The sequence below is a fragment of the Chryseobacterium ginsengisoli genome (assembly GCF_039542325.1).
Classification (GTDB): domain Bacteria; phylum Bacteroidota; class Bacteroidia; order Flavobacteriales; family Weeksellaceae; genus Chryseobacterium; species Chryseobacterium ginsengisoli.
Genome location: NZ_BAABHX010000002.1, coordinates 658,521 through 673,232 on the forward strand (window position 1 = coordinate 658,521; position 14,712 = coordinate 673,232).

At 32.8% G+C, this 14,712-nt stretch carries 12 protein-coding genes; 6 read left to right on the forward strand and 6 right to left on the reverse strand.

Translation table 11 applies throughout. The features are described from left to right. Nucleotides 1-38 precede the first annotated feature (38 nt). On the forward strand, nucleotides 39-1,403 hold the full coding sequence (locus ABD940_RS08035) for a PQQ-dependent sugar dehydrogenase (RefSeq protein ID WP_345202081.1): 1,365 nt from the start codon (nucleotides 39-41) through the stop codon (nucleotides 1,401-1,403). Between the two features lie 82 nt (nucleotides 1,404-1,485). Here ABD940_RS08035 and hemN read toward each other — a convergent pair whose 3' ends face one another. Together hemN and ABD940_RS08045 are read right to left on the reverse strand one after the other, a co-directional pair. Next, nucleotides 1,486-2,844 carry an oxygen-independent coproporphyrinogen III oxidase gene (gene hemN / locus ABD940_RS08040; protein ID WP_345202083.1) on the reverse strand — a complete coding sequence of 453 codons (1,359 nt, stop codon included), beginning with the start codon at nucleotides 2,842-2,844 and terminating at the stop codon, nucleotides 1,486-1,488. An 89-nt stretch (nucleotides 2,845-2,933) separates the two neighbouring features. Next, on the reverse strand, nucleotides 2,934-3,845 hold the full coding sequence (locus ABD940_RS08045) for a sialate O-acetylesterase (RefSeq protein WP_345202086.1): 912 nt from the start codon (nucleotides 3,843-3,845) through the stop codon (nucleotides 2,934-2,936). Nucleotides 3,846-4,235: 390 nt separating this feature from the next. Here ABD940_RS08045 and ABD940_RS08050 point away from each other — a divergent pair, with 390 nt between their 5' ends. Both ABD940_RS08050 and ABD940_RS08055 read left to right on the forward strand, forming a co-directional pair. After that, on the forward strand, nucleotides 4,236-5,414 hold the full coding sequence (locus ABD940_RS08050; protein WP_345202088.1) for a hypothetical protein: 1,179 nt from the start codon (nucleotides 4,236-4,238) through the stop codon (nucleotides 5,412-5,414). After that, a complete protein-coding gene (locus tag ABD940_RS08055; RefSeq protein WP_345202091.1) occupies nucleotides 5,411-6,625 on the forward strand; it encodes a hypothetical protein in 1,215 nt (404 codons plus the stop codon). Before ABD940_RS08050 ends, ABD940_RS08055 begins: the two co-directional genes overlap by 4 nt. A 26-nt stretch (nucleotides 6,626-6,651) precedes the next feature. On the opposite strand, the gene ABD940_RS08060 is transcribed toward ABD940_RS08055, so the two are convergent. The 4 genes from ABD940_RS08060 to ABD940_RS08075 all read right to left on the reverse strand — a co-directional run bounded on the left by ABD940_RS08060 (nucleotide 6,652) and on the right by ABD940_RS08075 (nucleotide 12,118). Beyond that, nucleotides 6,652-9,153, reverse strand: coding sequence for an Hsp70 family protein (locus ABD940_RS08060; protein ID WP_345202093.1), 2,502 nt, complete (start codon nucleotides 9,151-9,153; stop codon nucleotides 6,652-6,654). A 3-nt stretch (nucleotides 9,154-9,156) separates the two neighbouring features. Continuing rightward, complete coding sequence (locus ABD940_RS08065; RefSeq protein ID WP_345202096.1) at nucleotides 9,157-9,447, reverse strand: hypothetical protein; 291 nt, start codon at nucleotides 9,445-9,447, stop codon at nucleotides 9,157-9,159. Between the two features lie 42 nt (nucleotides 9,448-9,489). Beyond that, nucleotides 9,490-10,461 (reverse strand): WD40/YVTN/BNR-like repeat-containing protein, encoded by a 972-nt coding sequence (locus ABD940_RS08070; protein WP_345202098.1) that lies wholly within the window; start codon nucleotides 10,459-10,461, stop codon nucleotides 9,490-9,492. A gap of 130 nt (nucleotides 10,462-10,591) precedes the next feature. Then, nucleotides 10,592-12,118: an APC family permease gene (locus ABD940_RS08075; RefSeq protein WP_345202101.1), complete on the reverse strand. Its 1,527-nt coding sequence runs from the start codon at nucleotides 12,116-12,118 to the stop codon at nucleotides 10,592-10,594. 165 nt (nucleotides 12,119-12,283) lie between these two features. Between ABD940_RS08075 and pnuC the strand changes: the two genes are divergently transcribed. The 3 genes from pnuC to dapF all read left to right on the forward strand — a co-directional run bounded on the left by pnuC (nucleotide 12,284) and on the right by dapF (nucleotide 14,708). Continuing rightward, nucleotides 12,284-12,955 carry a nicotinamide riboside transporter PnuC gene (gene pnuC, locus ABD940_RS08080; RefSeq protein ID WP_345202104.1) on the forward strand — a complete coding sequence of 224 codons (672 nt, stop codon included), beginning with the start codon at nucleotides 12,284-12,286 and terminating at the stop codon, nucleotides 12,953-12,955. A 4-nt stretch (nucleotides 12,956-12,959) separates the two neighbouring features. After that, nucleotides 12,960-13,637 (forward strand): hypothetical protein, encoded by a 678-nt coding sequence (locus ABD940_RS08085; RefSeq protein ID WP_345202110.1) that lies wholly within the window; start codon nucleotides 12,960-12,962, stop codon nucleotides 13,635-13,637. A gap of 303 nt (nucleotides 13,638-13,940) precedes the next feature. Beyond that, complete coding sequence (gene dapF, locus ABD940_RS08090) at nucleotides 13,941-14,708, forward strand: diaminopimelate epimerase (protein ID WP_345202113.1); 768 nt, start codon at nucleotides 13,941-13,943, stop codon at nucleotides 14,706-14,708. The last annotated feature ends 4 nt before the right edge of the window (nucleotides 14,709-14,712 follow it).

Sequence of the window (14,712 nt, forward strand, 5' to 3'; positions counted from 1 at the left end):
TTTTCATTCAGATTTAATACACTAAATATCAAAATATTATGAAAAAACTACTTTTTTGCGTAAGTATTTTTTCTTCCTTCATTGTTAATGCCCAAAGCATTAATGTGGGAGAATTTGCGACGGGACTTACCGCACCCGTAGAAATTGTAAATGCCAACGACAGCAGAATGTTCGTCGTCCAGCAAAACGGAATCATTAAAATTGTACAACCAAATGGAACAGTAAATTCTACTAATTTTTTAAACATCGGCTCAAAGATCACTTATGGAGGCGAAAGAGGGCTTCTTGGATTGGCTTTTCACCCACAATACTCGACAAACGGGTATTTTTTTGTTTATTACAACGACTTGGACGGTGACATCACAGTGGCAAGATACACTGTAAGCTCAGATCCAAATGTTGCAGATGTAACCACTGAAAAAATTATTTTAAATCAGGCAAAACCATTTGACAATCATAATGGAGGAAGTATCCATTTTGCTCCGGATGGTTATTTGTGGGTTGTTACTGGAGATGGCGGAAGCGGAGGTGATCCGAATAATAATGCTCAAAACAAAAATTCTCTTCTAGGAAAATTATTAAGATTAGACATCAATTCTACCGGACCTTACAATATTCCGCCGGGAAATCCTTTTGTAGGAGTTGACGGAGCAGATGAAGTCTGGGCTTACGGATTGAGAAATGCCTGGAAATTTAATTTTGATACGGTTTCAGGAAATGTAATGATTGCAGATGTCGGACAGGGACAAATTGAAGAAATTAACCGAATGCCATTGACGCAAGCCGGAATTAATTACGGATGGCGTTGTTACGAAGGAAATAATTCTTACAACACAGCAGGTTGTCCTGCTCAATCTACAATGACTTTCCCAATTGCTGCTTATGATCACTCAGGAGGAAAATGCTCGATTACAGGAGGTTATATTTACAGAGGAACACAATATCCGGCTTTACAGGGAAGATATATTTTTGCAGATTATTGTTCAACACAAATAGGAATTTTGAATTCAGATAATTCAATAACCTGGACTTCAGCATTTTCAGGAAATAATTTTTCAACTTTTGGAGTGAATAATCAAAATGAATTGTTTGTTGCAGCCGTAAATAGCGGAAAAATATTCAGAGTTACGACTTCAACAACTTTAGGAACTCAGGAAAATGATCTTTCAAACCAAATAAAGGTTTATCCGAACCCAGCTTCTAAAAAAGTCTTTGTTGAAGGAGTAAAAGACAAGAATACATCTGTTGAGATCATCAATTTTGAAGGAAGAAAAGTTTTAGAGCAAGGAAAAATTGAAGACGATAACAGCGTAGATATTTCAGGAATTCCTGCAGGAGTTTATTTTATTAATTTAAATTCAGGAAATCAGAAATCTTACAGCAAAAAAATAATTATTAAATAAAAAATAATTTTCAAACAGTTTCAAAAAAAGCCCCAATCAGTTTTATTGATCGGGGCTTTTCTGTATTAATTTAAATTATTACTTAGATCGTCATTGAGAAAATTCTCGTTTCCGGCTTATTTCTCATCATTCTAAGATCGAAAACCATTGCTACATTTCTTGTGAATGCTCTTCCTTTTTCTGTAATCTGAATGTGATGACCATTAATTTCAACCAATTCATCATTTTCCATTTCCTTCAGCATTTCAAGTGCATTTTCCAATTCAGGAAAAGAATTATTACTATCAAAAGTTGTTTCCAATTGACACATTAAATTTAAAATATGTCTTCTTACAGTCAAATCTTCTTCATTTAAAATATGACCTTTTACAACCGGAATCTCACCTTCTTCAACCATTTTCTGATACTCTTCCACTGTTTTTATATTTTGTGCAAAAGCATACCACGAATCTGAAATTGCAGACATACCTAAACCAACCATCAATTGGGTTTTGCTTGAAGTATATCCCATGAAATTTCTGTGTAATTTTTTCTGAATTAAAGATTGATACAAATCATCGTGTTCCAGAGAAAAATGATCCATTCCAACTTCTATGTATCCTAAATCTTCCAATAATTTTTTCCCATCTTCATACAATCGTCGTTTTTCTTCACCGCTCGGAAGATCATTTTCATCAAAACCTCTCTGTCCGACACCTTTTACCCACGGAACGTGAGCATAAGAATAAAAAGCTAAACGGTCAGGTTTCAATTCCATTGTTTTACGGATCGTATTTTCCATTGCTTCCCAAGTCTGGTGTGGAAGTCCAAAAACCAAATCATGGCTGATTCCTCTGTAGCCAATCTCTTTTGCCCATTCCGTCACTTCTTTTACCTTTTCAAAAGGCTGAATTCTGTTGATCGCCTTCTGAACTTTAGGATCATAATCCTGAACTCCGAAACTCACTCTTCTGAAACCTAAATCGTAAAGTGTCTGAAGATGCTCTTTTGATGTATTATTCGGGTGACCTTCAAAAGAAAATTCCTGATGTTCTGCAATTTCAACCGTTTCGAAAATTCCTTCCAATAAAGTTTTTAAATTTTTAGGAGAAAAGAAAGTCGGAGTTCCTCCACCTAAATGAAGTTCTTTCAATTTTGGCTTTTCATCAAATAACTGAAGATACAACTGCCACTCCTTCAAAACACTTTCCAAATATGGAATTTCTACGCTATGCTGTTTTGTAATACGTTTGTGACACGCGCAAAACGTACATAAAGCTTCGCAGAAAGGCAGGTGAATATAAATAGAAATTCCTTCCTCTGCATTAGTCTCCTTAAAGGTCCTGATCACGCTCTGCTTCCACAATTCGGGAGTGAAAGAACTTTCATCCCAATAAGGAACCGTAGGGTAAGAAGTGTAACGAGGTCCCGGAATATTATATTTATCTATTAAAGAATTCATTTAGGTTTAAATTTTTAAGATGAACTTCTCAATCGAAATTCACAATGCAAAATTAAATATATCTTATGGATTTTGAATCATGAAATATATTAGGGTCTTTTTTCGAAATTTATAATTAGTCTAAATACATTTTCGGCAAATTTTTCTCCTATATCGATATAACCCGCACTGTTATAATGCCACGGATCATCACCATAACCGTAGTTTTTAGTTGAGCGAACGATTGCTGCGTTTTTATCATTCAGCACAAATTTCTCCTGAGCATATTGTACCAACTCTCCCATTTTCCAGACTCTGCCTGATTTATCTTTCCCGGAATCTGAAATTTTCCCAATCACGACAGGGAGATCATCCGCCAACATTGTCGCTCTCATCTGATTCATTAAAGTTTTCAAATGATCGTAATATTTATTGGCAATTTCTTCGGTATAACTTGCATCGCCTTCACCCTGCATCCAAAGAATTCCGGAAGGAACGATTACATCTTTTTTGCCGTCTTTATCAATATCAGCTTCAGACAAAGCATTCTTTACTGTTTTTAAAAAATTATCATATTGATTTAATCCGTTTGTGCCATTGAAATCGGAATCCCAACATCCAAAACCGGCTCTCGCAACACTATCGATGGAAGTTCCTTCTCTCGCATATTTTATCAATGCAATCTTATCATTTGGAAAAAGTTCTTTCATTTTTTTAGCAAAAGACAATTCCAAACCGAATCTGTCTGAAAGTACATTTGTTTTACCATCGGTTTTAAAGCCTGTTCCATTTCCGGGTTTCAAAACGTCCCATTTTCCTACTCCTCCATTCACATCTCCGTCCGGAACAGAATTTCCCTGAAAAATATAAACATCTTTAAAAGATTTCAAATCATTCGTAAGATCTTTATTAAAACCGAAACCATTCATATTTGATTGTCCGGCGAGAATAAAAACACGAATCTTCTGAGTATAAAATAAAGTCGGAATCAATAAAATAAACAATATTTTCAGGTTTTTCATATAGCAAATTTAATCAAAGGTAGCGTGAAAATTTTTTTCTAAAAAACGAAATCTTCTATATTTCAGATTTAAAAATTTAATTTAAACCTAAAAATTTTATCATTATTAAAAAAATTGTTTCAACTTTTTATTTAACCACAAAAGTCAAAAAAGGTTTTATATAAAATATTTAAAGATTATTATTAAACTTAAAAAAGAAAACATAAGTTTTAAAAATCTTTGATTTTTATTCTTTTGAGCGCTTTGATTATATAATAAAAGCCATATACATAACTTTTGTGACTTTTGTGGTTAAATCTAAAATCAGTTTAAACAGTTTTAAAATAAAAATACGGTGTTTTCTCTGAAAATGTTTATTAATTTCTTTTATTTTGCAAAAACATTAAGATCATGATCAACTTCAGTCTAAAAGAATTTGTAGACGAAAATATTCAAAATTTCGATCCGCAAAATCCGCAGGACATAATTAAAGCTGAAAAGCTGTTGAAAGCCGAAAGTAAACTGAACAACACTTTTACTATCAACGAAATTGAAGAATTTTTAGAATATATAAAAAATCAGGAACAGAATTTTGACAATATTCTGAACCTTTCTGTTATCAAAAGTATTTACAACGACAAATATCCTGAAAACTTAAAGAATAAACCCGACCTAAGAAATATTTCAGAAAGTGAAATTGAAGAATTCCGGGAAGTTTTCATTCCTTTTCTGAAGGAATTTATTTCTGTAAGCGTTCGAAATAATCAGTGGCAGAATCTTATTTATTTTCAACATTTTTATGCCCAATTTTTCAGCGCAGAAAGTCTCGATTTTTATACTGTTTTGCTTCACGACAAAAACGATCTTATCATTGAAGGAATTATAAAGAATAACAATCTTACTTATTTAAAGAAAAATTATCCTTTTGCCGTTGATAAAAAATTCTATTATCTTCAGTCTTTAGTTGATAATTTTGAGTTTGATCGTGATATTTTAACAATCAATAATGTTGTTGCCGAACACCAAAAAACATCGATAGACAATAAAGTTGTTCTTGGAGAAATCCTTACCGCTATTTTTCATTTTAATGCCTCAAATGATCTCACAAAAAATGTCATCAGAAAAAACCAGGCAATTGCAGAAGACTGGAAAAATCAGAAAAAAGGGATATTGAGCAATCTTGCCTATCATATTGCTGCTTTTTTCGCTAAAGATCAAAATCCGGGACTTATTTTGTTTCTTTCAATTGTTATTTTCGGAGTTTACATTCTTAGTTTTTTCTTTGTGATTTCGATTGATCGCGAAGCACTTATGTTTTATGGCGTAGTAAATTTGGTTGCTATATATTTGGCGTACAGGAATTTTAAATATTATTTCAGTCTTTTTGATCATAAAAATTTGACGGATACTTTAGGAAAAATTTCTGCAACCTTATTAATTACGATGATCGTTGGTTTTCCTTTGATGTTAGTTGTAGGATTTGGGCTTGCCTATGTTTTTGATTCCGCCTCGGAAGGGAAATTTCCGTCAGGAATTATTGCTCCGCTTATCATTATCGGGGTAAGAATCTTTTTAAACAAGAATAAATGATCAATCTGCAATTACTGGACGTCATAAAAGAATCTCTGCCAAATTTTGACGGGGAAAATTCTTCTGATCTCATCAAAGCTGAAAAAATACTAAAAGCCCATCAAAAAATTGATCCGGAATTTTCATTAAATGATATCGAAAACTTAATGTCTTTTTTTAAAGAAAACGGTAACAAATTCAATGTTCTTTTTCAGGATGAAAATCTTTTAAAAATATTTAAAAATGAAGATTTTAAGATAAATTCTTCACACAATAGGATTTTCCCGAACATCATGCAAATAACGCCTGAGTTCCGAACATTTTGTGAAGAACATATTAAAAGATATATACAGGTTAATATTAAAAATAATAGCTGGGAAAATTTGAGGATTTTTTATAAAAACTATTTTCCTGTCATCAGTCCTTTAACCAAAGAATTTCTCATCGATCAGATCACTCAAAAAAATAAACTGGTAAGATCTGTCATTCCCGAACCGAATCATTACAATTATCTTCTTGCTCAATATAAACATGGAATAAATCCACATTTTTATGCTTTGCAATCCGATATTGATTCTTCTTATTTCCATAATGAAATTTTAGATATCAACAATGATGTTTCTGAACATCAAAATATTGACATTTTCTTCAGAGTATTTTTAGGAAAAATCTTAGTTGCTCTTGGACATTTTGATGCTAATACGGAAGAATTGAGAAGAATACTTAAAAAGAACTCGAGAATCGGCGCAGATTGGGCAAGTAAAGAAAATACATTCGATTCAAGGGCAATGGCTCAAAGATTTCTTCAGCAAGCAACCATTAATTCAAGATTTCTTGAAAGTAAAAAAAATGAAGCGACTACTTCAGAATGGATTACAACAATTGGTTATTATGCTATAATTTTCATGATTTTTGCAGTTTTGCTTAGCGTAAATAAATATGCATTTCTAATTGCTATCGCAGTAGAAATTATCGTTTTTTTCATTATTAATAACAGAATGAACAGACGCTATGAAACATTGTTCAGAGAAATAGATCACCTTTATTTGGGGAAACTTAAAAAATTTGGTCATAAACTGATACAGCTGCAATTGTATACTTTGGTAATCGGAGTCTTTATTGCAATTTTTGTCGGCACAGTATTATTATGTATAACAAAACCTATTTTAGGTATTCCATTAACTTTTATGTTGGCTTTTATTTTAAGAAAAGAATTTCAAAAATACAGATAAAGCACTCCTTTTCGAGTGCTTTTACATTATTTCAATCCTAAATTTCCATCCTGATCATCAAACAGACTTTTAGGCTTCACTTTCAATTGGTCATACATACTTGAAACCACAAACTTCAGTTCCTGATAATTTTTATTTTCTACCGCTTTATCTCCCGTTTCTATAAGCTTCTGAACTTTTTTCTGATCCTTATAATCTTCCGGATTTCTGAATTTATAGTGATAATAAAGATTTAGGTATGCTTCGTCACGTTTAAAATAAATTTCAGCATTCAATCTTTGAAGTTCCTGAGATTTTCTTTTGATGATTGCTTTTTCATTGGATTCCAAAAAGATCTTTTCATCTTTTATGATCTTATAAAACTGGTCTTTCTGCCTTTGTGTGGCTTCATCCAGCATATTTTCCAAATTACTTTTATTTTCTTTATATTCATCAATTTCATAGATCACATCGCGGAAACGGACTAATTTATCGTATTCCTGAAGCATTCTTCTTTTTCGCTCATCAAGCTGAAAAATTCTTTCCGTAGATTCATCTTCTTCGACTTCGATTAAATCAAACTTTATCCTGAAAAGTTCATCTTTAATATTTTTAAATTTTACCAACACTTTAAAATCCTCTTCATTGGAATCATCAATATTTTCAACAAAGCTTAATTCATATTCGATTTCATCAATTACCTTATCAATATCTTCCTGAAATTTATCTTTATTAATGCGCTTTGTATGAGGATTAAAAATTTCCTTTTTCTCAAAATCAATGGAACTGATATACACAGAAACAGACAAATCCCTCGATTCGCTCATATTGAATTTAAGCTCAATATCCATTCCTTTTAACAGATTGATTGGCATGTCTTTACTATTGACCTCGATGTATCCAATGCTCATATTGCTTGCAGGCAAAGTTCCCGATTTTCCCTCCAAAATATTGATAATCAATTTATCATCAGCTTCTTTATTAAAATTTTTGGAAGTCGTTTTATAAATCGTTTTGCTCAAAGGTAAAATATCGTTTTTCTTGAAGATCTTTTCAAGAAAAGTTCCTCCGAAAGCATCATCAACCTCGAGACAAATATCATTCGGCAAAGGCTGTCCGGAAATATTATAAATTCCGTGATTGATGAAAATATTATTTTTCTCAAAAACCTGATTTTGATTATGATCAAAAATTGTCAGCGTAAAATTATTCGCCTGCTTTGGCAAAACTTTAATGAACTCTGAAAATTTATTTCTGAAATTCATTAAACCCGTATCAAAACCACCGTCTTTTCTTATAATTCTGAAATATCCTTCAAAGTTTTCTACAACCCCAACCAAAAGCTCTTCATCGTCCTGGGTATTGATCTCGTAAATCAACTTTACATCGATCTTATTTTGATTCTGATGATTTTGGAGAGTTTCCTGTTGCTCTTCTTTTATCTCTACCGTTTCTTCTTTTGTTCCTGCAAAATAAGCTGCACCAACCATAACTGCCGTTGTCGGATCAATAGAATTGTCCGTCAGAATTCCGAAAGTTTCTTTCAGATATTCTCTGATGTAAGGAATATAAGTCGTTCCTCCAACCAAAATGATTCGCTCGATATCTTTTGCAGTTTTTTGATTTTCTTCAAGCAATTTTTTAATGAAAACTCCTGTTTCTTCAATCTTTTCAGCAATTACTTCATTAAAATCGTTTCTTGAAATTTCAAAATCGATATAATGATCTCCATCATTCAGTTCCAATTCCGAAATAACCGTTTCTTTTATGGAAAGTTCTTTTTTAATTTCTTCGGCTTTGTAGAGAAGTTCATAATATAGTTTTGTGTAATTATTATCCTGTTTCGACATCAGCTTTTTAAACAAGGATTCTTCATTTAAAACTTCCTCAATTTTCGGGATAAATAATTTTTCTATCATTAAATGATCAAGATCTACTCCACCCAAAAAATTGTTTCCTTCATGATCGATAATCTTCAATTCTCTTTCATTGATTTTCACCAAAGCAACATCGAAAGTCCCTCCTCCAAAATCATAAACCAACCAATTTTTTTCTTCCGTATGCTCAATATTCTGGAAGTTTGCATAAGCAAGACACGCTGCAATAGGCTCCTGAAGCAATACAACCTGTTGAAAACCTGCAGAAAGTCCCGCTTTTTTTGTTGCATTAGACTGAACCGTATCAAACGAGGCAGGAATCGTAATTACAATCGACTGTGGTTTTTCATCGGGAATAAAACTTAAAAGCTCTTTCAGAATCATTGACGAAAATTCTACAGGCGTTTTCTCTTCATTAATTTCTGAGATTTGATAAAGATGTTCCGTCCCCATTTTTCTTTTAAATGAAGCAAAAACATCGCGATTTCCAGACTTTAAAAGCTCTCTTGCTTTTTCACCAATGAAAATCCTGCCTTTTCTGTAAGCCACAATCGAAGGAAGCGTATCGCTGAATCCAACAGGATTTTTGTACACCACAACTTTTCCGTCGACAAATTTGCAGATCCCTGAATTTGTTGTCCCGAGATCAATTCCAAAATTTATATTTCCCATGTGTTATTCAGCTATTACGATGCCTTTTTGCAACAATACCAATTCGTTTCCGTCTTTTTGAAAAATCACAGGCTTCAGTACTTTTGTGATCAAAGGTTTTGAAGAATTCCCTACAACATTTGCATCGATAGAAGTATCTCTAGAATCGTAAATTTTCCCGATCGGATTATTAATAACAAATCCCATTTCTTCCAGTTCATAATTAATTCTTTCAAAATTTCTTTCAAAAATAGAAAGATTCTGATCGTTTGATTTTTTCTCTATTTCAAAAAGTTGATTGATGATGTTCAGCATAATTTTTTCTTAGAAACAGTTTTATTTTTAATTTAAAACTGATTAATTAATTTTCATTTTTAAAATTCGGTCTTTGCCTGCAAAAATAACGGTATTTTGATCTACCCATTCACAAACATAAAGATTTTTTTCATCCGAAATTTTCTTCCATGTTTTCCCAAAATCTGAGGAATAACTGATATGTTTGTCTCCAACAGAAATCATTTCTTTTCCTTTTGAATTTGGTTTTATTTTTACACATGTCGTATATCCCGCATTTTTTCCCGAAGCCTGAATCTGCCAAGTTTCACCGCCGTCATTTGTAGTAGCAATATTGTTGATGTTTGCTTCCTGTTTTGTGTAATCTCCGCCAACTGCAATCCCGAATTTATCTTCATAAAAATCTATAGAATAAATACCTTGCGAGGATTCTCCCTGAACGAAAGGCGTGTTATAAATATGTGATTCTAAAGATGCAAAATCACCTTTTATAATTCTTGATGCCTTTCCTCCTGTCGCCACCCAAAACTTAGTTTTATATGTAGCAATATTTGTATTACTTGCAGCAAAAGCTGCTTCTCCCTTATTAAATTTTATAAAATTATTTTTATCTTTTGTACTTGTTTGATTAAAGTCATAAATCTGTTGTGCTGGAATAAGTACCATTCCCAATTTCATATTTTGATCTTTATCCGGATCACTTAAAGCTAATCCCATTTCTTCATTAGCGAAAACAAATGTATCATAAAAAGCTGTCTTTAAAGTATCTGTATAAATACCAATTACTTTAAAATCTTTTTTATCTATTCTGAAAAATTCCGCTGGACTTTCGATATTAACAGTATAAAAAGCATTTTTATCCTGAGCCAAAGTTCGGAACTGCAGTTGCTTTTCAGATAATTTTATCTGCTTCTGATTTTTAGTGTCTTTTACATCAACAAATCCAAACTTAGAATCCGTTCCGCTGTACCAGACTTTGTTATCGTAGATTTCTAAAGCACGAATGCTTATTTTATCATTGAATATTGTTTCCAAACTTTCAATTTTTTGAGAAAACATAAATATTCCTAAAAATGAAAATAAAAATGGTAATAGTTTTTTCATAGTAACAAAAATAAAAAATCCACAGAATTCTGTGGATTTTATTTGATTTATTTATTAAATTTTAATCTAAATCTGGTTTTTCTAAAGGTTCCTGTTCTGCTTTGAAAGTTTCACCATAACCTCCGTTCTGAAGTTTTGAGTTTTTCTTACTATAAAGGAAGTAGATCACAAATCCGATTGCCAACCAAGCCAAAGAATATATTTGAGCTTCTTTACTCAAGTTGATAATCAGATAAACATTAATTGCAATACCACAACAAGCAACTACAGGCAATGCAGGAACTTTGAAGTTTCTTTGTAAATTAGGTTCTCTTACTCTCAATACCCAAACAGCCACACAAACCATTGTAAATGCGAATAGCGTTCCGAAACTTGTCATGTGAGCAAGATCGTTGATTGGTGTTAATGAAGCAATTACAGAGATTACAATCCCTAAAATAAGAAGGTTTTTTGAAGGAACTCCTGTTTCAGGATTTACTTTTGAGAATGTAGCAGGAATCAATCCGTCTTTTGACATTCCTAAGAAAATTCTTGACTGTCCCATGATCATTACCATCAATACTGAAATCAAACCAACTGTTGCAGCAATTGTAATGATATACCCAGCCCAAGCCTGACCTGCAATATCGAATGCGTAAGCTACAGGAGCTTTAATTGCATCAGGATATTTTCCAAGTGGATTGAAGTCTGTATAATGCATCATTCCTGTAAGAACAAGTGATACCAAAATATATAAAAGTGTACAGATAATCAATGAAGAGATGATCGCAAAAGGAACATCTTTTTTAGGATTGATGGCTTCACCAGCTTGTGTGGAAACAGCATCAAAACCTACATAAGCAAAGAAAATTGCGGACGCACCGGCTACGACACCTCCAAATCCATAAGCCGAGTGAGAAACCCCGTTTTCTGTAATAACAGTAGCTTCAGGAATAAAAGGATGCCAGTTTTCAGGGTTAATGAAGAAAGCACCTGCAATGATTACAAAGATAATCGCAGAAACTTTAAGCATTACAATGAAGTTATTTGCTTTTGCAGCTCCTTTTGTTCCTCTCAATAAGATTGAAATTACAAATAAAACTATAAAAAATGCAGGCAAATTCATGGAAAAACCAGAATTTCCGGCTGCAATATATGTTTGTGGGTCTGTTGTAAGATAATCTGGAAGGTGCAAACCAAACATTTTGAGGAGTTTTCCGAAATATCCCGACCAGGAAACGGCGACCGTCATAGATCCCATCGCATATTCCAAAATCAATCCCCATCCGATGATCCAAGCGAAAATTTCTCCTACCGTTCCGTACGCATAAGCATAAGCAGAACCTTCAACCGGAAGAATAGAAGCAAACTCTGCATAACACAAAGCTGCAAATACACAAGCGATCCCAGCAATCACGAAAGAAAGAGCCAATGCAGGTCCTGCATTATAGTAAGCTCCCGTTCCTGTAAGTACAAAGATCCCTCCGCCAATAATAGCTCCGATCCCAATAGCAGTAAGGCTCCATTTTCCTAGAACGCGTTTCAGCTGGCTCTTTTTGATATCAGCTTCATAGGCGCTCATTGGTTTTTTAACCCAAATTTTAGACATATTTTATTATTTATTAAAGATTTACGAAAATATAAAAAATTTAGAAACCTTAACGTTTATTAAATAAACTTTCAACATTTATTTTAAATAAAAAATTTAAAATCCTGATTTCCATAGTATTTAAATGATTTTCTAGTATCTGATTTTTTGTTTATTTTTGATCGCATGAATTTATACGATCTTTTCGTAAAACCGTACGAAAGCTACACTACACTACAAATTTTTCTGGAATCGTTTGCTACGGTCTTCGGAATTCTAAGTGTTTACTTTTCGATTAAAAAAAATATCTGGGTTTATCCTACGGGAATTATTTCAACTTTAATTTATGTTTACATTCTTTTCAACTTCGGATTGCTCGGAGATTGTATGATTAATATTTATTATACAGTGATGAGTATTTACGGATGGATTCTTTGGGCAAAAAATTCGAAAGATAATATTCACGTAGAAGTAACCTGGGCTTCAAAAAAAGAATGGGTCTATGGAATTTTACTTTTTATATTAAGTTTAATTCTGGTCACAATAATTTATTACTACAAACCTTATATTGATAATAAATTTTCGATGGAAGGAGCAAGCCTTGGTTTATACCATCTTGATTGGGGAAATTGGCTTGATGTGGTAACAACTTCAATATTTTTGGTCGGAATGTGGTTTATGGCAAAAAGACGCATTGAGAACTGGATTTTCTGGATCATTGGGGATTTTATTTGCATGCCGATGATGATTTATAAGGGACTCGGGATCACTTCGGTTCAATATTTGGTATTTACTATAATGGCGATTCAAGGATACGTCATTTGGAAAAAAAGTTATAAAGAAAAAAAAGTACAATAAAGTCATGAAAAATTTATTTAAAATAGCGTTCAGTATTATCGTTATGAGCAGTTTAACATCTTGTATGGTTTATTCAGATCCTTATTCAAGCGGATATGGAGATCCTTACTATGATAACGGATATTATTATGCTCCTCAAGGATACTACGGAAATGGTGGATATTATGGTAACGACGGATATTATTATAGAAACGATTACACTTATTATTATGATAACGGTCTTCCTTACTACTATCAGAATTACAATAATTCCAGAAGAAAAGTTTATCTTGAAAGAAGATCAGGATCAAACGGTACAACTTCTGCAAGACCAAATAATGGCTTCAGAGGTGGTGTAAATGACGGAACTTCAAATGGTGGTTTCAGACCGAATAATCAAAACAACCAGGGAGGACAAAGACCGAATAACGGCTTTAATAATCAACAGCAAAATACACCAAGACCTCAAAATAATAACGGAGGTTTTAGAAACAATTCGAACAATAATTCTGGTAGCGGATTTAGAAATAATTCTTCAAGCAATATCAATAGTTCGAATAGCGGAGGTTTCAGGAATAACTCTTCGAGCAGCAATTCAAACAGTGGCGGATTCAGAAACAGCTCTCCTCAACCACAACAGAGTTCTCCGCAGCCTCAGCAAACTGCACCTCAGCCAACAAGAAGCGGAGGCGGATTTAGATAAAACGATTATAAATAAGGAAACGAACAGCTAACACTGTTCGTTTTTTGTTTTAATTATAGTAATTTTGCATGTTCAATTTTAGACAAGCTTAAATCTTTTTTAACCGCAAAAGAAACAAAAGATGAGCACATTAATATTTTAAGTTCATTATTAACTTGTTGATAAGAAAACATTAGTTTAAAAAAAACCTTTTTTTTTATTCTTTTGAGAACTATTGTTTACTATTAATAAAATGCTGAAATATCTTTTGCTTCTTTTGCGGTTAAAAAATTAAACTTTAGACAAAATATTAGACTAGAATATATGGAATTTTACAAATATCAAGGTACAGGAAATGATTTTGTAATGATAGACAATCGTTCCGGAGAGTGGGATGATCTTTCGATCGAAAATATACAAAAGCTTTGCGACCGCCGTTTCGGTATTGGTGCAGACGGACTTATCAAAATAAACATTGCGGAAGGTTATGATTTTGAAGTTGATTATTATAATTCGGACGGTTCCAAAAGTTTCTGCGGAAACGGGGCTCGTTGTTCCGTTGCTTTTGCTTTTTTTCTTGATATTTTTGAAGGTAACTGTAAATTTATAGCCATTGATGGAGAACATGTTGCCGAAATCCACAACGGAATCGTGAAATTAAAAATGTCTGATGTTAACACAATTTCCAACGACGGAAAAGATACAGTAATGAATACGGGGTCGCCACATTATGTAAAATATGTTGAAGGCTTAGTCAATTATAATGTTTTTGCAGAAGGAAACGGCATCAGAAATTCTGAAAATTATCAGGAAAAAGGCATCAATGTAAATTTTATGGAAAAAATTTCTGATGATGAAATCTTTGTAAGAACCTATGAACGAGGCGTTGAGGATGAAACTTACAGTTGCGGAACAGGAGTTACAGCTTCCGCTTTAACTTTTCTTCAAAATAACAATCTAATCTCTGTAAAAGTTAAAACTTTAGGTGGAAATCTTAAAGTTTATGCTGAAAAAAGCGGTGATTCTTTCCAGAATATTTGGCTTGAAGGTCCCGCAAAACAGGTTTTTAGAGGAAAAGTAGATCTTATTTAAAAAC